This is a genomic window from Cupriavidus sp. HE11, from assembly GCF_056097175.1.
Map to the genome: position 1 here is coordinate 1,995,245 of NZ_CP184465.1, position 18,281 is coordinate 2,013,525.

The following is an 18,281-nucleotide window of genomic DNA, read 5'->3' on the forward strand; positions in this document are numbered from 1 at the left end:
CCCTGAAGTTGCGCGAACGTCAATTCTGCCAGAGGCCGTGGCGGCCTCGCTCGGCGGCAGACGGCCGACGTCTTGCTACCGATTTATCGGGGATAACCCTGAATTGGTGACACATACGTCACTATATGAGGTATTGTTTCGAAATTAATACATATGAAGCTGCTTCGATATGCATGGTGTTGCATACGAGGTTGGCATTGCCGCGGGCACGGGGTGGCGGCAGCGCAAGAAGAACACAGGCCGGCATCGCCAGGCCGACGAAGATTTTCCAACGAGAGGGGAGACCTCAGAGTCATGAAGAAGAAAGCAGTATGGATGGCGGCCGCCGTTGCAGGCCTGACCGCCGGGGGTGCGTTCGCGCAGTCGTCGGTGACGGTGTACGGTGTGGTGGACGTTGGCGTGGAATACGCAAACCATCTGGGCGCCGGCAACAATTCCGTGGTCCGCATGCAGTCGGGCAACCTGTCGGGATCGCGTTGGGGCCTGCGCGGCGCCGAGGACCTTGGCGGCGGCCTGCGTGCGGTGTTCGCGCTGGAAAGCGGCTTCGCGGTCGACGATGGCAAGAGCACCCAGAACAACCGGCTGTTCGGCCGGCAGGCATGGATCGGCCTGAGCAACGCCTATGGCACGCTGACGCTCGGCCGCCATACGACGGCGATGTATGACTTCGGCGTGCAGTTCGACCCGATGGGCATTTCGACGCGCTACTCGATTGGCGCGCAGGACGCCGCTTTCCAGTCGCGCGCCGACAACTCGATCAAGTACGCCGGCAAGTTCGGTCCGGTCAGTGCCAAGCTGATGTACAGCGCGGGTGCGGACGGCACGTCCGGCGTCAATGGCGAAGTGCCGGGCAACTACAAGGTCGGCCGCGAGTTTGGCGGCAGCCTGGCCTATGAAAGCGGCCCGCTGGCGATCGCCGTGGTCTACGACGAGGTGAACGGCAATACCGTCGCTACCGACCAGGACAAGACGCGCAAGGCAGCGGTGTCGGGCACGTACCAGTTTGGTTCGGTCAAGTCGTACCTGGGCTATCGCTATGCCCGCTTCATGACGCCGCCGACGTCGCAGACCACCAACCTGTACTGGGCCGGCGCGCAGTGGGATATCACCGCGGCATGGTCGCTCACCGGCGCGGCGTACTACCAGGACTTCCGCAATTCGGGCGCCGATCCGTGGCTGTTCATCGTCTCGGCCGACTATTCGTTCTCGAAGCGGACCGATGTGTACCTGAACCTGGCCTACACCCGCAACAAGGACGGTTCGGACCTGGGCACCGGCGGCTTCGGCACCACGGTGGCGGGCAAGAACCAGACCGGCGTGCTGATGGGCATTCGCCACAAGTTCTGATCGCGCGCTGCATGTGCTGAAAGGAAGGGCATCCGGGAGGGTGCCCTTTTTTGCGTCCAGACCCGGCGGGGGGCATGGCTGGCGGACGCAATTCGGATCGGCGCCCGTCGCATTCCGGTTCGAATCCCGCGCGCCGCGTGCCTAGACTCCTTGCACGTCCACAAAGAGGAATCCCGTGTCAATCCTGTCCCACCCGCCGCGCGCCACGCGCCGCCGCGTCCTGCTGGCCATTGCCGCCGGACTCTGTTTCGGGGCCGCGCATGCCGAGACCTGGCCGGCCAGGCCCGTTGTGATCGTCGTCCCGTTCCCGGCAGGCGGCGGCACCGACCTGGTGGTGCGGTCGATCCAGCCCCTGCTGCAGCGCGAACTGGGCCAGCCGGTGGTGATCGACAACCGCAGCGGGGCGGGTGGCACGCTGGGCTCGGCTTTCGTGGCACGCGCCCCGGCCGACGGCTATACCGCCGGCGTGGTCACCACCAGCACGCACGCGGTCAGCGTGGCGATCTATCCCAAGCTGGCTTACCACCCGGCCAAGGATTTCAGCTATGCCGGATTCATCGGCACTTCGCCGTACGTACTGGCCGTCAACAACCAGTTGCAGTCGACCAATGTCAAGGCGTTGCTGGCCCGGCTCAAGGCCGACAAGACGCAGCTCAGCTTCGGCTCGGTGGGCGTTGGCACCGTGTCGCACCTGATGGGCGAGCAGTTCCAGAAACTGGCCGGCGTGCCGCTGGTGCACGTGCCGTATCGCGGCGCGTCCCCGGCGTACACTGACCTGATTGGCGGCCAGGTGCAGATCATGTTCGACAACCCGGTGGGCCTGGCGCCGTACATCAAGGCGCACAAGATCACCGCCATTGCCACCACGGCCCCCACGCCGCTGCTGGCCGATGTGCCGACCTTCGCCAGCCAGGGCGTGCCGGGCTTCGAGCAGCAGCTGTGGTACGGCATTGCATTCCCCAAGGGCACGCCGGCGCCCGTGGTGGAGCGCTTCAATGCCGCACTGAACAAGGTGCTGGGTGACAAGGCCGTGGCGGAGGATCTTGCCGCCAAGGGCGTCACGGCCCGGCCAGGCACGCCCGCCGCGCTGCAGGCCGCGGTGCAGAAGGACATCCCCTATTGGGGAGCGATTGCACGATCGGTAGGAGCCACGGGTGAGTGAAGTAAATCTGATCCACGTGTTCGTGCGTGATGGCCGGGGCGGAAACCCGGTGCCGCTGGTTGCCGATGCGCAGGGCATGGATGCCGCCGACATGCAGGCGGTGGCCGCGAAGCACGGCCATGAGTCCGCCTTCGTGCTGCCCAGCACCATCGGCTGCGACTGGCGTATCCGCTTCTTCGTCCCGCAGCACGAGATGGAGATGTGCGGCCACGCCACTGTCGGCACGCTGTGGGCGCTGCGGCAATGGGGGCAATGGACGACCCCGACCGCAAGCATCGAAACGCTGAGCGGTGTGGTGCATGCCCGTTGGGACGATACCCTGCAACGCGCGTGGATCTCGCAGCCCGCGGTGCGCACGCAGCGGCTCGACGCGCAGGCCAGTGCCCGTGTGGCGGCGCAACTGCGCTTGCCGGCGGGCGCGTGGACGATGACCAACGCCGCCACCAGCCGCGTAAAGACGCTGGTGGCGCTGCCATCGGTGGCGATGCTCGATGACCTGCAGCCCGATTTTTCCACCATGCAGGGATTGTGCGAGTCGATCGGTTCCACTGGGCTGTACCCGTATGCGCTGGGCGCCACGAAAGCGGATGGCCGGCGCATCGTGCATGCGCGGCAGTTTCCCAAGTCGTCGGGCTATCCGGAGGATGCCGCCACGGGCATCGCCGCCGCCGCACTGTGGGGCTACCTGGCTGGTGCCGGATACCTGGGCGGCGGCTCCCAGGCGTCCATCGCAGTCTGGCAGGGCGATGCCATGGGCAGCCCGTCTGAAATCCTGGTTGCGCCGCGCTTCGACGACCAGGGCGCGGCGGGCGGTTGCTGGCTCAGTGGCGAGACGGCCTGGGGTGGGCAATGACGGTGACGGCAGAGGGCAGGCCGTCCATGCCGGATACGCCGGAAGAACGGCTGGCCGCCGCGGGCCTGGCGCTGCCGCCGGTGTCGGCGCCTCGGGGCCACTACGCGCCGTTCTGCGCAGTACCGGCTGGCAATGCGCAATGGGTGTCGATTTCCGGCCAGGTCTGCCGGCGCGATGGCGTGGCGATGGCCGGACAGTGCCGCACCGATGACGACCTGGCACCGGCCCGGCAAGCAGCGGAGGTGTCGATGCTGAACGCGTTGGCGGCGCTGCGGCAAGCATGCGGCGGCGAACTGTCGCGCGTTGTCCAGGTGGTGCGCCTGCGTGGATTTATCCGCGCCACGGACACCTTCGCGCGCCATCCGGCGGTGCTCGATGCGGCATCGGCCGTGCTGCGCGTGGCGTTTCCCGATCAGCCGCTGCCTGCCCGCAGCGCGCTGGGCGTGTCGAGCCTGCCGGACTGCGCCTGGACCGAGATCGAGGTTGAAGCGATCGTCGGCAACGCGTGAGCAGGGACGCCTACGCCTGCTCCTTAACCTCGCGCAACAGCCGGTGCAAATGGCCGCTTGAGGCAAAGCCAAGCTGCACGCTGACGCTGGCCGGCGAATGGCCGGCTGCGATCAGCGCCTTGGCGTGGGCCGCCAGCACGCGCCGCCGGATCGCCACGGGCGTGGTGCCGTACTCGATCTGGCATGCGCGCTGCAACTGACGTATCGCGACACCAAGTTCGCTGGCAACGGCATCGATCGATGGCAGCGGCTGGTCGCATTCCAGCGCCTGCGTGAAGCGCCGCACCATGCGGTGGGCCATCGACGCGGGCTCGTCCGGCAGCGCCATTGGCCGGCTCGTGACGATCTGCTCGACGATGGCGCGTACCAGCCACGACGCGCTCGCGGTGGACAGGTTGGGCGCCAGCAACGCTTCAAGCATGGCAACCGTGGGCCCGTCGAGGTGGATCGCGCCATAGCGCAGGGCGGGCATGCGGTCAGGCGGCAGATAGAGTTCGCCGTGCTGCTGCTGTTGATGCTCGGACGCCGTCAGGTGCGAGGTTGACGCCGGCAGCAGCACCGCAGCCCCGCGCACCAGCGTGGCGGCCTGGCGTGAACCCGCCACCGCGGCCGCTGGCTCCGAAGCCTTCCCAGGGGCATCCCATACCGTCTTGAGCCGGCCCTGGCGTGGCCACAGCAGCATGCCGCAGTCATGCTCGTGCCACTCGCGCCGGAACGCGGGCTGCCGGCTGTTATGCAGCGCAAAGCCATGCGTGGCGGTCAGATGCAGTTTGGGGGACAAGTGAGGGCGGTCGGTCATTGGGGGCATTCCGCCAATCAGGGCGATGTCCTCGATCATACGCCGGTCCGGTCCGGGCCGATGTCCTGTTTGAGCTTGCGGACTTCGGTATCGGCAGGCCGGATGGCGGTGCCGTCCTTCGCCAGCGGCTGCATGGGCGGCACAGGTTTGCCGGTGCGCCTGTCGATCAGCGTGGAGTGGCGCTCGCCGGCCCCAAACCGGTGCCGCTCGCCCCACTGGCGCAGGGCCACCACCACCGGAAACAGCCTTTCTCCCGCTGCCGTCAGCACGTACTCCTGGTAGGCCGAACCGTCCGACGCGGCCTGCAATTCCAGCACGCCGGCTTCCACCAGCTTGTGCAGGCGGTCGGCCAGGATGTTCCGCGCCATGCCCAGGCCGCGCTGGAAATCGCTGAAGCGACGCACGCCGTCGAAGGCGTCGCGCACGATCAGCAGCGACCAGCGGTCGCCCACCACATCGAGAGACCTGGCAACCGGGCAGGATTCGGGCTGCTGCGGGGTGGTGCGTGTCGTGGGTGTCGCGGACGTTGGCATGAGGCAGGGGTACGGGATGGTCCGGTTGCATTTTAAAACTGGTTGCCCTAGCATTCAACTGGTTTTATTTTGAAACCAGATGAGGACACCATGACATCGGATAGACAGCCGGAAGGATCACGCATCGAGGCGGGGGCGCTGCCGCGCGGGCCTGGCATGGCCAGGGGCCTGGTCACCCTGTTTGCGGCATCGGCCGGGTTCAGCGTGGCGAATGTCTACTACGGCCAGCCGTTGCTCGACGCATTGGCGGCCGATTTCCGGATTGACCAGGCAGTGGTGGGCAGCGTGGTGGCGATGACCCAGGTGGGCAGTGCGCTGGCGCTGCTGTTTGTCGTGCCATTGGGCGATCTCGTCGACAGGCGCCGGCTGATGCGCACCCAGCTGGTGGCTTTGCTGGTTGCACTGGTGGCGGTTGCCACGGCGCGGACGCTACCGGCGCTGTTCGGGGGCATGCTGGCGGTGGGCCTGCTGGGTACGGCGATGACGCAGGGCCTGTTGGCCTATGCCGCCAGCGCGGCGTCGGCCCACGAGCAGGGGCGGGTGGTCGGGGCGGCCCAGAGCGGTGTGTTCGTGGGCCTGCTGACAGCGCGGGTGTTTGCCGGGGCGGTCAGCGATGTTGCGGGGTGGCGCTGGGTCTACCTTGCGGCGGCGCTGGTGATGCTTGTCATGGGCATATTGCTGTGGACACGCCTGCCACGGCTTGCGCCGCCGCGCGTGCGCGTGGGCTACCCGCAACTGATCCTGTCGATGTTCGCGCTGCTGCGCCATGAGCGCACGCTGCGGGTCAGGGGCATGCTGGCGCTGCTGATGTTCGCTGCGCTGAATATCTTCTGGAGCGCGCTGGTGCTGCCGCTGAGCGCGCCGCCATACTCGCTGCCTCACACGGCCATCGGCGCGTTCGGGCTGGTGGGCGTGGTGGGTGCGCTGGCTGCTGCGCGGGCCGGCAAGTGGGTGGATGGCGGACATGGACAGCGCACGACCGTGGTGGCGCTGGCACTGCTGATCCTTTCGTGGTGGCCGCTCGCGCAGCTGCACACGTCGCTGTGGATACTGGCCGTGGGAATCGTGCTGCTGGATGCCGCCGGGCAGGCGTTGCACGTTACCAGCCAGAGCATGATCGCGCGGACACGCCCCGATGCGCCGGGCCGGCTTATCGGCATGTATATGCTGTTCTATGCCGTGGGCAGCGGGGTGGGCGCCATCGGCACCACTGCCGCATATGCGGCCGGCGGATGGCTTGCCGTTTGCGCGCTGGGCGCGGCGGTGAGCGTCGCGGCACTGGTGTTCTGGGCTGCCACGCGCCAGGCCCCGGCAGGCGCCAGGCCCGACCACTCCTGCGCGATGACCAGCAAAAAGCCCGCCTGAGGCGGGCTTTCCGGTCTTGCGGCGAAGCGCTTGATATCGCTTACACGGCCTGGCTGATGGTTTCGCCGCTGGTCAGGGCGTTGGCAAAGCCGTGGTTCACGTCGCGGTGGCCCACTTCATCGGCGCGTACGGCCAGGACCACGTCACGCAGCTGGGCATCGGCAGGCAGGTTCCAGTATTCGATGGCCAGGGCCGGGGCGGGAACGTTTTCCACGCGGCCCGCATCGATTTCGGCCAGGTAGAGCGTGTAGCTGATGACCGCCTGTTCCTCGAAGTACCCCACCAGACGGTGCGCCGTGCGTGCCGACACCAGGTACAGGACAAAGTAGGCCACGAAGAAGACCGCCTGCACCAGCAGAATCACCACGCGCTCGAACCAGCTGGGCCTGGCGATCTGGATGAACGTCATCAGATGCATGCGCTCGTTCTCGGCTTCGTCCAGCAGCGTCCGGATCCAGCCTTCGTCGGCCACCATCCAGCGCAGGCAGCGCAGGTGCACCAGCATGCCGCCGACCATGCCCGGCACGGCGGCCACGGTTTCCAGCACGATGGCACGGTTGCCATAGCGCTTGGCAAAGAAGGTGTCGGCAAAGAAGCGCAGCGTCATGGTGATGGCCAGGGCGACGCGGTCCGAGAAGCCCGAGACATTGTGATGAACGTCCAGGTCTGCCGGCGTGTGGGTGGGGGCTTGCATGATGGCTCCGATATGTTGAGCGTTGCGATTGCTGCGATCCAGGAGAGCCGGGTGGCCGGTCCGCCTCTCTTAAACATGCATTCAAGATACATCTTTAAAGAAACGGCTACAAGCCGATTTGCTGCCTCGCAACAGCGGATGTGCGATTACCGGTTGGTCGGGAAATGCGGGTCAGGCACCCGGTCGCGGGCTTTTGCCGTGCTTGAGCTGGCTCCAAAGGGCGCGCGCCAGCAGCCGGATGGGGCGGATGGGCAGGCATGTGGCGCGGTGGCAGCGCCGCGCAAGCCGTGCTAGCATTCGCTCCGTCTTAGGGGAGTAGCCTGCCTCCACCCACGGGGGCGCCGTCGTCAACATACTTGGCCAGACAAGCCATGGCGCCGGCAACCGGTTTCGGCAATCGAAGCCCGTTTCGCGAGACCTTTGACTTTACGTCCACCAGCCGGGGCTGGCACTGGACGATAGAGTCATTGGTCGCGAACTCCGCCAGCCCCAACCTTGTGATTCGAACCGCCATGGGGCGCCTTTCACCTCTCGCCAGATTTGGCTTCCTGACGATCCTGATCGTGATCCAGTGCCTGGGTCCGCTGCTGCATGCCCACATGGGCACGCCGCACCAGACCGGCTTCCATCTGGATATTCCAATGCCGGGCCTGTTCCGGATCGTGCTCGAAGAGCGCAAGGCCCAGGCTGGTGCCGACGCAGCTGCACCGGCCGCTTCCACCGCCCAGGCCGTGCCCCACGCCGATGACGAGCCGTTCTCGATCGATGTCGAAAAAGGCCTGAGCCACGCCGGGCCGGGGCTCGATGTCGATCCGTCGATGATCGAGGCCCTGCTGGCCCTGTGCGCCGTGCTGCTGGTGCTGGCCGCATGGGTGGCCTGGCCACTGGTACGCGCCGCCACCCCACACCGGCTGCGCTGGCGTGGCGGCAGCAGCAACCCGCCGCCCGCGCACGCCCCCCCTCTCTATTCCTGACCGCGATCCCGCCGGGCTGACCGGTGTCCTTGCACGCCTGAGAACTTGAAAGCGGCGTGCGGCTTTCACTCGCATTGTTTCGGAGTCAGGAATGTCTTTCCGTCGTCGTCTTGCGCTGACCGCGTTTGCGGTTTCGGCGCTGACCTGTATCGCCCCAGTCCAGGCACGTACGCTGCCGCTCAGCGCCGCCCAGGCCCAGGCACTGGGTATCCGCTTCGCGGCCGCCGAGAACGCCGCGCATATCGAGATCGGCACTACCGCGCGCGTGGTGCTGCGTCCCGACGCGCAGTTCGTGGTGGCCGCGCCGTATCCGGGCATGGTGTCGCAGGTGCTGGTCGCTATCGGCCAGTCCGTGAAAAAAGGCCAGCCGCTGGCGCTGTTTGCCAGCCCGCAGATGTTCGAAGCCAGCCGTGCGCTGGCCGAGGCCCGGTCGCAGGCCGAACTGGCCCAGCTGGCGCTCAAGCGCGACCGCCAGCTACATGACGACGGCATCATCGCCGGCAGCCGCTGGGAGACCACCCAGGCGCGTGCGCGCGAAGCCGGCGCGGCGGTGCGGGCACGCGAGGCCGAGATGGCGGCGGCCGGCATCGGCGTGGGCCCGCGTGGCGAAGCGCGCATGGTGGCCGGCCGCGACGGGCTGGTTGCCGAGATCCATGCGGTACCGGGTACACGCGTCGATGCGTCGGCACCGCTGTTCCGCATCGTCGATCCCGATGCCCTGGAACTCGACCTGCTGGTCGGCCGCGACGTGCCGACGATCCGTGGCGGCGCGCGCGTGGAAGTGCGCCAGCGCGGCGCCGCCGGCAAGGTGGCCGGCGTGGTGCCGTCCAGCGACGGCACCGGTGCGGTGCGTATCCGCGCCACGCTGGATACGCGCGGCAGCCTGCAGGCGGGCGAGAGCGTTGGCGTGGTCGTCCATCTGGGATCGGGCACGGCAAGCCAGTCCGGCGTGCGCCTGCGCGTGCCGGTGGCTGCGCTGACCTACACGCAGGGCAAGGCCGGGGTATTCGTGGCGGTCAAGGACGGCGTGGTCTACCACCCGGTGACGGTCGATGCCACGGACGATGCCTTTGCCACCGTGCGTGGCGCGCTGCCGGCCAACGCCCGGGTGGCCGTGGCGGGCATCGGCGCGCTCAAGGGCATGCTGGTCGGAGGCCAATGATGCTGGCCAGAATCGTTGATATTGCCTTGCGCCAGCGCGTGCTGGTGCTGATCGCGGCCGCCGTGCTCGCGTTCGTGGGCGCGTGGGCCTATGCCAACCTGCCCATCGATGCCTTTCCCGATATCGCCCCGACGCAGGTCAAGGTCATTCTCAAGATCCCCGGCATGACGCCCGAGGAGGTGGAGCAGCGCGTATCCACGCCAATCGAGCAAGAACTGCTGGGCATTCCGCAGAAGACCATCGTGCGTTCGGTGTCGAAGTACGGGCTTAGCGACGTGACGGTCGACTTCGAGGAGGGCGTGGACCCGTATTGGGCCCGGCAGCAGGTCACCGAGCGGCTGTCCGGCCTGATGCGTGACCTGCCCGACAACGCGGTGGGTGGCCTGGCGCCGATCACCACGCCGCTGGGCGAGATGTTCATGTTCACGCTCGAAAGCGACACCCATACGCTGGCCGAGCGTCGGCAGGTGCTGGACTGGGTGATTCGCCCGGCGCTGCGCACGGTCAGCGGCGTGGCCGATGTCAATGCGCTGGGCGGCGAAGTCCGCAGCTACGAGGTAATCCCCGATCCGGCCCGGCTGCGCGCGCGCGGCGTGACGCTGGAGCAGTTGCGCCACGCGCTGGAGAGCAACAACCGCAACGACGGCGCGGGGCGCGTGGAGCAGGGCGACGAAACCTGGGTGGTGCGCGTGGAAGGCGGCGTGCGGGGCCTGGAAGACCTGCGGCGCATCGTCGTGCCGGCCGGCGACGACAGGACGCAACTGGCCCAGGTGACCGTGGCCGACGTGGCGACCGTGGGCCTGGGCGCCACCACGCGCAACGGTGCGGTGTCGATGGACGGCAAGGGCGAGGCGGTGCAGGGCCTGGTGCTGGCCTTGCGTGGCGCCGATGCGTCAAAGGTCGTCAAGGCCGTGCAGGACAAGCTCGACGAACTGGCGCCGAGTCTGCCCAAGGGCATGACCACGAAGGTGTTCTACGACCGGGGCGAACTGGTGTCCCGCGCGGCGAATACGGTGGTGCGCGCGCTGGTGGAGGCCAGCCTGCTGGTGATCGTCACGCTGTACCTGTTCCTGGGCGGCCTGCGGGCGGCACTGGTGGTGGCGGCCACGCTGCCGCTGTCGCTGCTCGCCACGTTCCTGATGATGCGCTACGTGGGCCTGACGGCCAACCTCATGAGCCTGGGCGGCCTTGCCATTGCGCTGGGCATGCTGGTCGATGCCGCCGTGGTGGTGGTCGAGAATATCGAATCGGGGCTGGCACGGGCCAGCGCGCGGCACACCGATCCGGCGCTGCGTCCGGCCATCATCCGGCACGCAGTGTCCAGCGTGGCAGTGCCGATGCTGGCGGGCGTGTCGATCATCGCCATCGTGTTCCTGCCGCTGCTGTCGCTCGAGGGGCTGGAGGGCAAGCTGTTCGGACCCGTGGCGCTGACGATCGTGCTGGCACTGGGCGCTTCCGTGGTGATTGCGCTGACCGTGGTGCCGGCGCTGGCGTCGCTGCTGCTGCGCGCGCATGACGAGCATGCGCCGTTCCTGATGCGCTGGGTATCGGCGCGCTTCGACCGGCTGCAGGCCTGGAGCCAGCGGCGCGCCCGCGTGGTGTTCGGCCTGGCCGGGGCGGCACTGCTGCTGGCGGTGGCGCTCTATGCGTCGGTGGGCAAGACGTTCATGCCGTCGATGGACGAGGGCGACCTGATCGTGCAGATGCAGCGTGCGCCGTCGGTGTCGCTGGAGACATCGCTCGACATCGACCGCCGCGTGCAGGCGGCACTGCTCAAGGAAGTGCCCGAGATCCGCTCGATCGTCGCACGCATGGGGTCCGATGACCTGGGTCTCGATCCGATGGGCCTGAACGAGACCGATGCGTTCCTGGTGCTGAAGCCGAAGTCCGAATGGCGGGGCACAAAGGAAGATATCGCCACCGATATCCGCAAGGTCATGGAGCGGTTTCCCGGCGTGATGTACAGCTTTACCCAGCCGATCGAGATGCGGATCTCGGAGATGATGACCGGCACGCGCGGCGACGTCGCGATCAAGGTGTTCGGCAACGACTTGGCGGCCATCAACCATGCGTCTACCGCGATTGCCGAGCAGATGCGCAAGGTGCCCGGCGCCGCCGAAGTCATTGCCGCCAGCAATGACGGCGTGCAGTACCTGACGCTGGCCGTGGACCGGGCCGCGCTGGGCCGGGCCGGCCTGACCAGCGACGCGCTGCAGGCGCTGCTGCGTGCGCAGGTGGAAGGCGAGCGCATCGGCATCGTGCCCGAAGGGGTGGTGCGCACACCGCTGCTGCTGCGCGGCAGCGATGCGCTGCGGCAGACGCCGGAGAGCTTCACCAGCCTGATGGTGACGGCGCCCGACGGCAAGACCTGGCCGCTGACGTCGCTGGCCGAGGTACGCCGCGTGGACGGGCCGGTACGTATCAACCACGAGAACGGCGCGCGCTTCGGCATCGTGCAGGTCAACGTCGATGGGCGTGACCTGACCGGTTTTGTCGAGGACGCCCGTGCGGCCGTGGCCGCGTTGCCCGACATGCCTAGGGACCTGCGCATTGTCTGGGGCGGTCAGTTCGAGAACCAGCAGCGCGCCGCCGCACGGCTGGGGCTGGTGGTGCCGCTGGCGCTGGGGGCCATCTTCCTGCTGCTGATGCTGACGTTCCGCTCGGTGCGGCAGGCACTGCTGGTGATCGGCAATATCCCGTTTGCGCTGGTGGGCGGCATTGCCGCGCTGCGGATTTCGGGCGAGTACCTGTCGGTGCCGGCGTCGGTCGGCTTTATCGCGCTGCTGGGCATTGCGGTGCTCAATGGCGTGGTGCTGGTGTCGCACTTCAATGCGCTGCTGGAGGAGGGGCTCGATATCGCGGCGGCGGTGCAGCGTGGTGTCAGGGACCGCCTGCGCCCCGTGCTGATGACGGCCTGCATCACCGCGCTGGGCATGATTCCGCTGTTGCTTGCCAGTGGGCCTGGTTCGGAGATCCAGCGTCCGCTGGCTATCGTGGTGTCGGGCGGGCTGGTTACTTCCACCGCGCTGACGCTGCTGCTGTTGCCACTGCTGTTCGAGCGCTTCGGCATGCCGAAGCGCGCCAGCAATATTCAAGCGCAGATGGTGGCAGCGGGAGGGCAGGAACAATGAACACAAAAGACCTGAAATTGACGCTGTGCGCCGGACTGGCAGCCAGCCTGTGGATGTCCGGCCTCTGCGCGGCGGAAGCCCGGACATCGAACATCCCTGCCATGACGGAAGACAGCTACCTGCCGACGGTGGCGTCCGTTCGTGCCGCACTGGATACCGCGCCAGATGTGGCCGCGGCCAGGGCGCGCCGCGACAGCGCCAGTGCGCGTGCCGGCGGCATTCGCGCCGGCACGGCCGAGTTCGTGGTGCGCGCCACGGGGCAGCGCCGCCATGTACGCGACCCATCCGACAACTTTGCCGAGGGCCAGGTCGCCATCGAGCGGCCGTTGCGCCTGTGGGGCAAGTCCGACGCGGACGCGGCGCTGGCCGATGCCACCATCGACCAGGGCGATATCGCGCTGGACGATGCGCAGCACGAGACATCAAAGCAGATGCTGATACTGTGGTTCAACGTGCTGCGCGCGCGGCAGTCATCTGCCGCCATGGCGCGCAGCGCGGCGCTTGCCGGCGACCTGGTGGCGTCCACCGGCAAGCGTGTGCGTGCCAGCGATGCCGCGCCGATGGACCTGGAAATCGTACAGGCCGAACAGGCGCGCGCCGAAGCGGCGCTGGCGGCTGCCAGGGCTACCCAGGGCGCGGCGGAGGCGGAACTGCGCGCGCGCTTTCCGGCGCTGGGCCTGCCCGCTGTGATGCCGCCAGACGCACCAATCGTCATGCTGCCGCCGGCAGCCGCCGGTAATCTGCTGGGAGAAGGCGCGCGGGCCCGGTATCTCGATGTCAGCCATGCCGTGCGGCTGGCAATTGCCGATGAAGCGGTAGCCAGCCGTGCCGCCCGGCGGTCGGATCTGGAGCGCAAGCCCGATCCCACCGTCGGCGCGTTCGTGACGGTCGAGCGGGGCGGGGCGGAGCGCATTGCGGGCTTGTCGATCTCGATGCCGCTGGGGTCCGCGCATCGGCGATCCGTCGCGCTGGCAACGGCGGCTGACGCCGAAGCCGCCGCGCGACGCCGTGCCGCCGTGGAACAGGCGGCAGGCGCCGAGTTCGATGTGCTCGCCAGGACGGTGACCGGGCTGGAACAGGCCGCGCGCGCGCAGCAGACGGCGTTGACGCTGGACCAGAGCGCCGCGGATCGCGCGGCGCGCGCCTATTCGGCGGGCGAGATCGGCATCGGACAGTTGCTGGTGGTGCGCCGCGGCCTGGCCGAAACCACGCTGGCGGCGCGTGCCGCGCAGGTCAATGCGCTGGAGGCGCAGCAGAAGCTGCGGCTGGAACTGCACGAGCAGTCGCGCTTCGAGGCGCCTTGAGTGCGGGGGAGCCCGGCGTCAGGCCGGGCTCCTCGTCATCAGTCGACGATAAACAGCCTGGCACCGATCCGGGTATAGGACTGGTGGGGCTCGGCATTGTCCCCGACCTGATAGCTCGTGCCGGGCGTCAGCACAAACTTGCGCCCATCTTCCAGCGTCGTTTCCAGCTCGCCGTCCAGGCAGAAAAGGATGTGTCCCTTCTGGCACCAGTGGTCCGCCAGATAGCCGGGCGAGTATTCCACCATCCGCACGCGGATCTGATCGGGCTTTTCACCGAAATATCGCGTGCGCCACCAGGCCGTGCCGGTTTCCCCGGGATGCTCGGTCCGCTCGACCTCCGCCCAGTTGGTGATGCCGAATGCAAAGGCTTCCATCTTCATGCTGCTGTCTCCTGTAGCGCCCCGTTCCGGCCATGACGCGCCGGCTCCCGGAGGCAATCCGGTGACTATACTGGAATGCACCTGGAGTGCCATAACAAGGAGACAAGGATGAAGGATGTCGCGTCAGGAGCCGGAGCGTTTATCGCAGCACGGGATTTTCTTTTGCAGCACCGCACGGACTACGACCTTGCGTACCGGGACTTTGCCTGGCCGGCGCTGGGTCAGTTCAACTGGGCGCTCGACTATTTCGACGTCGTCGCCCGGGACAACGACAGCCCCGCGCTCAGGATCGTGGACAGGCCCGACGATGCCGGCGCATCGTGGTCCTTCAGGGAGATGTCAGAAAGATCGTCCCGCACGGCCAATTACCTGCGCGCGCTGGGTGTGTCACGTGGTGACCGGCTGCTTCTGATGTTGCCGAATCGGGTCGAGTTGTGGGACGTCATGCTGGCGGCCATGAAGCTTGGCGCCATCGTACTGCCCGCAACGACGCAGCTGTCCGCCGATGATGTTCGCGAGCGCATACTGGCAGGCGGGGTGGGGTGCGTGCTGGTGGATGGCGCGGAACTGGGCAAGTTCGACGGGGTGGATGCGGGTGTCACGCGCATCTCGGTCGGTGCCCGCGCGGCCGGGTGGCACGACATTGGCGACGCGAGCCAGGCGTCGCCGGCATTCGTTCCGGACGGGGTGACGCTCGCCACCGATCCATTGCTGCTGTATTTCACCTCGGGAACGACTTCCAGACCGAAGCTCGTGGAGCATTCCCATCAGAGTTATCCGGTGGGGCACCTGTCGACGATGTACTGGATCGGATTGCAGCCCGGGGACGTCCACTGGAATATCAGTTCGCCGGGCTGGGCCAAGCATGCCTGGAGTTGCATCTTCGCGCCGTGGAATGCCCAGGCCTGTGTCTTCATCTACAACTTCCCCCGCTTTGTTCCGCGCGACACCCTGGACGTGCTGGTGCGCTGCGGCGTGACGACGCTCTGCGCGCCGCCAACCGTATGGCGGATGCTCGTGCAGGAGCCGTTGTCGTCCTACGGCGTGAAGCTGCGCGAAATCGTAGGTGCGGGAGAGCCGCTGAACCCTGAGGTCATCGAGCGCGTGCAGAACGCATGGGGGATCACCATTCGCGATGGATACGGGCAGACCGAGACCACCTGCCAGATCGGGAATCCCCCGGGGCAGCCGGTTGTGCCGGGCTCCATGGGGCGGCCACTGCCCGGCTACCGTGTCGGCCTGGCCGATGCGGATGACCGGCCCGCTGAGGAGGGGGAGATTGTGCTGTCGCTGTCCAGCCGCCCGGTGGGCCTGATGACCGGCTACGCCAACAACGAGAAGGCCACGGCGGAAGCGATGCGCAACGGCTGGTATCACACGTCCGATATCGCCTTGCGGCGGGACGATGGCTATCTTGTCTATGTCGGTCGTACAGACGATGTCTTCAAGTCATCCGACTACCGGCTGAGTCCGTTCGAGCTGGAAAGCGTCCTGATCGAACACGAGGCCATTGGCGAGGCCGCCGTGGTGCCCAGCCCGGATCCGGTCAGGCTGTGCGTGCCCAAGGCCTATGTCACGGTTCGGCAGGGCTACACCGCCGGGCCTGAGCTGGCGCAGGCGGTCTTTCGTTTCTCCAGGGATAAGCTGGCGCCCTACAAGCGGATTCGCCGGCTGCAGTTCAGCGAACTGCCCAAGACGATCTCCGGCAAGATCCGGCGGGTGGAACTTCGTCGTCGGGAGATGGAGCGCGAGGATCAGTCCTCGCGCATGCCCGGCGAATACTGGGAGGAAGACTTCCCCGACCTGCGTTGACGAATGGCGTGTACCCCGCCGGAAAAAAGACAAACGCCTGACCGGCACGGCGCCGGTCAGGCGTTGATTCGTCAGCCAGGCTGGCGATGGGTTCAGGCCAGCAGGCGCGCCACCGCCGGCGGCAGGCCGGCATTGGTCTTTTGCGGCGGCCGCGCAAAGCTGCCTTCGCGTGCGCTGCCGGGGCGCAGCGCCACCAGCGATTCGCAATGCCGCACGGCGCTGCTGACGCCGTCGACCACCGGCACCGGAATCCGGCCCTGCAGCGAGCGCGCCAGGCCGGCCAGCGGGGCGCCTGCGACGATGATTACATCGGCGCCATCCTCGCGTACGGCCTGCAGGCTCATCTCTTCGAGCCGGGCAGCATGGTCCTCTTGCACGCTGCCGATGTCGCGCAGCGGCGATTGCAGCGAGCGGACGCTGGCGAGCCGCGACGTCAGGCCGTTCGCGGCCACGCATTCGCGATACCACGCCTCGATGCGGTGCGAGATCGCGATGATCGAGAAGCGCTGCCCCAGCAGGCAGGCGCTGGCCAGTGCGGCCTCGGTCATGCCCACCACCGGCACGTCGAACAGTTCCTTGAGGCCGGCCAGGCCCGGGTCGCCAAACGCGGCGACGATCAGGCCGTCGAACGTGCCGGCATGCTCGGCGGCCGCGCACGCGGTGGCGTAGCCGCCCACCAGCGCCTCGAAGCGGGTTTCGATATAGGCCACGCCGAAGCTGGCCGTTGCCATGGTGATGCGCGTGTCCGGCGATGCGGTGCGCCGCGCTTCTGCATGGATCAGGTCGGTGACCGACGCGCTGATGTTGGGATTGACGATCAGGAGGTTCATGGGAATCACAGTTCGGGTTGTCCCGCTTCCAGGAACCTGCCGCGGCCGGCGGCCGGCTCCAGGTACTCGCCGTTGCGCACGATCATCTCGCCGCGCGAGAACGTGGTCATCGGCCAGCCGGTGACTTCGATACCTTCATACGGCGTGTAGTCGACCGCATGGTGCAGGTTGCTGTTGGCGATGCGCACACGGCGCGATGGGTCCCAGAGCACGATGTCGGCATCGGCGCCCACGGCAATGGTGCCCTTGCGCGGGTAGAGGCCGTAGATCTTGGCGGGGCGGTAGGAGGTCAACTCGACGAACTGGTGCAGCGACAGCTTGCCGCGCATTACGCCGTCGAACAGCAGCGGCAGGCGCGTCTCGATGCCCGGCACGCCGTTGGGGATATGGTCGAACGGCTGGGCCACGCCGCCGAGCTTCTTGCCTTCCGGGTCGTCGTAGTTGAACGGCGCATGGTCCGACGAGAACACGCTGAACACGCCGTTTTCCAGCGCGCGCCAGACGGCGGCCTGGTTCTCCGGGTCGCGCGGCGGCGGGCTGCAGATGCACTTGGCGCCTTCGTAGCCGTCATCGCCGGGCAGGCCCATGTCTTCGGCGGTCAGGTACAGGTACTGCGGGCAGGTCTCGGCCAGGATCTTCAGGCCGCGGCCCTGGGCCCAGCGAATCTGCTCGATGGCTTCCTTGCCGGAGACATGCACGATCAGGATCGGCACGTCGACCAGTTCGGCGAACGAGATGGCGCGGTGCGTGGCCTCGCGTTCGACCACGGCCGGGCGGGCCAGCCCGTGGAAGCGCGGCGCGATGCGGCCTTCGCCGGTCAGCTTGTCGGTCAGCCACGAGATGCAGTCGGCATTCTCGGCATGCACCATCACCAGGGCCTGGTTCTGGCGCGCGACATCCAGCACTTCGAGCATCTCGCGGTCCGACAGCTTCAGGTCGTCATAGGTCATGTAGACCTTGAACGAGCTGTAGCCCTGGCGGATCAGCGACGGCAGTTCGTCCTGCAATACGGCAGGGGTGGGGTCGGCCACGATCAGATGAAACGCGTAGTCGATCACGGCGCGGCCGTCGGCGCGGCGGTGATAGTCGGCCACGGCGGCCTTGAGCGAGGCGCCTTTTTCCTGCGCGGCGAACGGGATCACCGTGGTGGTGCCGCCGCATACCGCTGCGCGGGTGCCGGTGAAAAAGTCGTCGGCCATGCGCATGCCGTCGGGCATGGGCTGGTCCAGATGGCAGTGGCCGTCGACGCCGCCGGGCAGGGCCAGCAGGCCCGTGGCGTCGACGTCCTGCTGGGCGGCGGGCAGGCCGTGGCCCAGTGCCACGATCTTGCCGCCACGTACACCGATGTCGCAACGGAAGCGATCGGAAGCGGTGACCACGTCGGCATTGCGAATCACCAGGTCAAGATTGTTGTCTGCAGGCATGG

16 protein-coding genes and 1 riboswitch are annotated in these 18,281 nt (G+C 67.4%); of the genes, 10 read left to right on the plus strand and 6 right to left on the minus strand.

All coding sequences use genetic code 11. The annotated features are described in order from the left end of the window. Positions 1-294: 294 nt before the first annotated feature. From ACOABP_RS26315 to ACOABP_RS26330, 4 genes are all read left to right on the plus strand, one after another. Entirely contained in the window at positions 295-1,347 is a 1,053-nt protein-coding gene (locus tag ACOABP_RS26315) for a porin (protein WP_474228641.1), read from the plus strand. Positions 1,348-1,522: 175 nt separating this feature from the next. After that, the gene (locus ACOABP_RS26320) at positions 1,523-2,509 is read left to right on the plus strand and encodes a Bug family tripartite tricarboxylate transporter substrate binding protein (protein ID WP_474228643.1); all 987 of its coding nucleotides are present in this window, start codon (positions 1,523-1,525) and stop codon (positions 2,507-2,509) included. Then, positions 2,502-3,362, plus strand: a complete 861-nt coding sequence (locus ACOABP_RS26325) for a PhzF family phenazine biosynthesis protein (RefSeq protein WP_474228645.1) — start codon at positions 2,502-2,504, stop codon at positions 3,360-3,362. Before ACOABP_RS26320 ends, ACOABP_RS26325 begins: the two co-directional genes overlap by 8 nt. A 26-nt stretch (positions 3,363-3,388) precedes the next feature. Then, entirely contained in the window at positions 3,389-3,871 is a 483-nt protein-coding gene (locus ACOABP_RS26330; protein ID WP_474228646.1) for a RidA family protein, read from the plus strand. A 10-nt stretch (positions 3,872-3,881) separates the two neighbouring features. Here ACOABP_RS26330 and ACOABP_RS26335 read toward each other — a convergent pair whose 3' ends face one another. Further along, complete coding sequence (locus tag ACOABP_RS26335) at positions 3,882-4,670, minus strand: helix-turn-helix domain-containing protein (protein ID WP_474228648.1); 789 nt, start codon at positions 4,668-4,670, stop codon at positions 3,882-3,884. Positions 4,671-4,705: 35 nt separating this feature from the next. Further along, positions 4,706-5,203, minus strand: coding sequence for a winged helix-turn-helix transcriptional regulator (locus ACOABP_RS26340; RefSeq protein ID WP_474228650.1), 498 nt, complete (start codon positions 5,201-5,203; stop codon positions 4,706-4,708). Positions 5,204-5,359: 156 nt separating this feature from the next. Between ACOABP_RS26340 and ACOABP_RS26345 the strand changes: the two genes are divergently transcribed. Continuing rightward, positions 5,360-6,568: an MFS transporter gene (locus ACOABP_RS26345; protein WP_474230558.1), complete on the plus strand. Its 1,209-nt coding sequence runs from the start codon at positions 5,360-5,362 to the stop codon at positions 6,566-6,568. 40 nt (positions 6,569-6,608) lie between these two features. Here ACOABP_RS26345 and ACOABP_RS26350 read toward each other — a convergent pair whose 3' ends face one another. After that, a complete protein-coding gene (locus ACOABP_RS26350) occupies positions 6,609-7,262 on the minus strand; it encodes an alternative oxidase (protein ID WP_474228652.1) in 654 nt (217 codons plus the stop codon). 298 nt (positions 7,263-7,560) lie between these two features. Further along, a riboswitch (yybP-ykoY riboswitch) is annotated at positions 7,561-7,712 on the plus strand. A 62-nt stretch (positions 7,713-7,774) separates the two neighbouring features. Here ACOABP_RS26350 and ACOABP_RS26355 point away from each other — a divergent pair. From ACOABP_RS26355 to ACOABP_RS26370, 4 genes are all read left to right on the plus strand, one after another. Next, entirely contained in the window at positions 7,775-8,236 is a 462-nt protein-coding gene (locus ACOABP_RS26355; RefSeq protein ID WP_474228653.1) for a hypothetical protein, read from the plus strand. 91 nt (positions 8,237-8,327) lie between these two features. Beyond that, positions 8,328-9,398: an efflux RND transporter periplasmic adaptor subunit gene (locus ACOABP_RS26360; protein ID WP_474228654.1), complete on the plus strand. Its 1,071-nt coding sequence runs from the start codon at positions 8,328-8,330 to the stop codon at positions 9,396-9,398. After that, positions 9,398-12,529: an efflux RND transporter permease subunit gene (locus ACOABP_RS26365; protein ID WP_474230560.1), complete on the plus strand. Its 3,132-nt coding sequence runs from the start codon at positions 9,398-9,400 to the stop codon at positions 12,527-12,529. The genes ACOABP_RS26360 and ACOABP_RS26365 overlap by 1 nt, the downstream gene beginning before the upstream one ends. Then, complete coding sequence (locus ACOABP_RS26370) at positions 12,526-13,833, plus strand: TolC family protein (protein WP_474228655.1); 1,308 nt, start codon at positions 12,526-12,528, stop codon at positions 13,831-13,833. The genes ACOABP_RS26365 and ACOABP_RS26370 overlap by 4 nt, the downstream gene beginning before the upstream one ends. Positions 13,834-13,871: 38 nt before the next feature. On the opposite strand, the gene ACOABP_RS26375 is transcribed toward ACOABP_RS26370, so the two are convergent. Next, positions 13,872-14,213 carry a DHCW motif cupin fold protein gene (locus tag ACOABP_RS26375; protein ID WP_474228656.1) on the minus strand — a complete coding sequence of 114 codons (342 nt, stop codon included), beginning with the start codon at positions 14,211-14,213 and terminating at the stop codon, positions 13,872-13,874. Between the two features lie 108 nt (positions 14,214-14,321). Between ACOABP_RS26375 and ACOABP_RS26380 the strand changes: the two genes are divergently transcribed. Continuing rightward, positions 14,322-16,025 (plus strand): AMP-binding protein, encoded by a 1,704-nt coding sequence (locus ACOABP_RS26380; protein ID WP_474228657.1) that lies wholly within the window; start codon positions 14,322-14,324, stop codon positions 16,023-16,025. Between the two features lie 92 nt (positions 16,026-16,117). Here ACOABP_RS26380 and ACOABP_RS26385 read toward each other — a convergent pair whose 3' ends face one another. Both ACOABP_RS26385 and hydA read right to left on the minus strand, forming a co-directional pair. Next, positions 16,118-16,855, minus strand: coding sequence for an aspartate/glutamate racemase family protein (locus ACOABP_RS26385; protein WP_474228658.1), 738 nt, complete (start codon positions 16,853-16,855; stop codon positions 16,118-16,120). A 5-nt stretch (positions 16,856-16,860) separates the two neighbouring features. Continuing rightward, entirely contained in the window at positions 16,861-18,279 is a 1,419-nt protein-coding gene (gene hydA / locus ACOABP_RS26390) for a dihydropyrimidinase (RefSeq protein ID WP_474230562.1), read from the minus strand. Positions 18,280-18,281 lie beyond the last annotated feature (2 nt).

Coding starts and splice junctions, on each gene's coding strand:
- ACOABP_RS26330 (WP_474228646.1), top strand. CDS start 3,389: ATGCCGGATACGCCGGAAGAACGGCTGGCCGCCGCGGGCCTGGCGCTG.
- ACOABP_RS26355 (WP_474228653.1), top strand. CDS start 7,775: ATGGGGCGCCTTTCACCTCTCGCCAGATTTGGCTTCCTGACGATCCTG.
- ACOABP_RS26360 (WP_474228654.1), top strand. CDS start 8,328: ATGTCTTTCCGTCGTCGTCTTGCGCTGACCGCGTTTGCGGTTTCGGCG.
- ACOABP_RS26335 (WP_474228648.1), bottom strand. CDS start 4,670: ATGACCGACCGCCCTCACTTGTCCCCCAAACTGCATCTGACCGCCACG.
- ACOABP_RS26350 (WP_474228652.1), bottom strand. CDS start 7,262: ATGCAAGCCCCCACCCACACGCCGGCAGACCTGGACGTTCATCACAAT.
- ACOABP_RS26385 (WP_474228658.1), bottom strand. CDS start 16,855: ATGAACCTCCTGATCGTCAATCCCAACATCAGCGCGTCGGTCACCGAC.
- hydA (WP_474230562.1), bottom strand. CDS start 18,279: ATGCCTGCAGACAACAATCTTGACCTGGTGATTCGCAATGCCGACGTG.
- ACOABP_RS26380 (WP_474228657.1), top strand. CDS start 14,322: ATGAAGGATGTCGCGTCAGGAGCCGGAGCGTTTATCGCAGCACGGGAT.
- ACOABP_RS26375 (WP_474228656.1), bottom strand. CDS start 14,213: ATGAAGATGGAAGCCTTTGCATTCGGCATCACCAACTGGGCGGAGGTC.
- ACOABP_RS26315 (WP_474228641.1), top strand. CDS start 295: ATGAAGAAGAAAGCAGTATGGATGGCGGCCGCCGTTGCAGGCCTGACC.
- ACOABP_RS26345 (WP_474230558.1), top strand. CDS start 5,360: ATGGCCAGGGGCCTGGTCACCCTGTTTGCGGCATCGGCCGGGTTCAGC.
- ACOABP_RS26370 (WP_474228655.1), top strand. CDS start 12,526: ATGAACACAAAAGACCTGAAATTGACGCTGTGCGCCGGACTGGCAGCC.
- ACOABP_RS26340 (WP_474228650.1), bottom strand. CDS start 5,203: ATGCCAACGTCCGCGACACCCACGACACGCACCACCCCGCAGCAGCCC.
- ACOABP_RS26365 (WP_474230560.1), top strand. CDS start 9,398: ATGCTGGCCAGAATCGTTGATATTGCCTTGCGCCAGCGCGTGCTGGTG.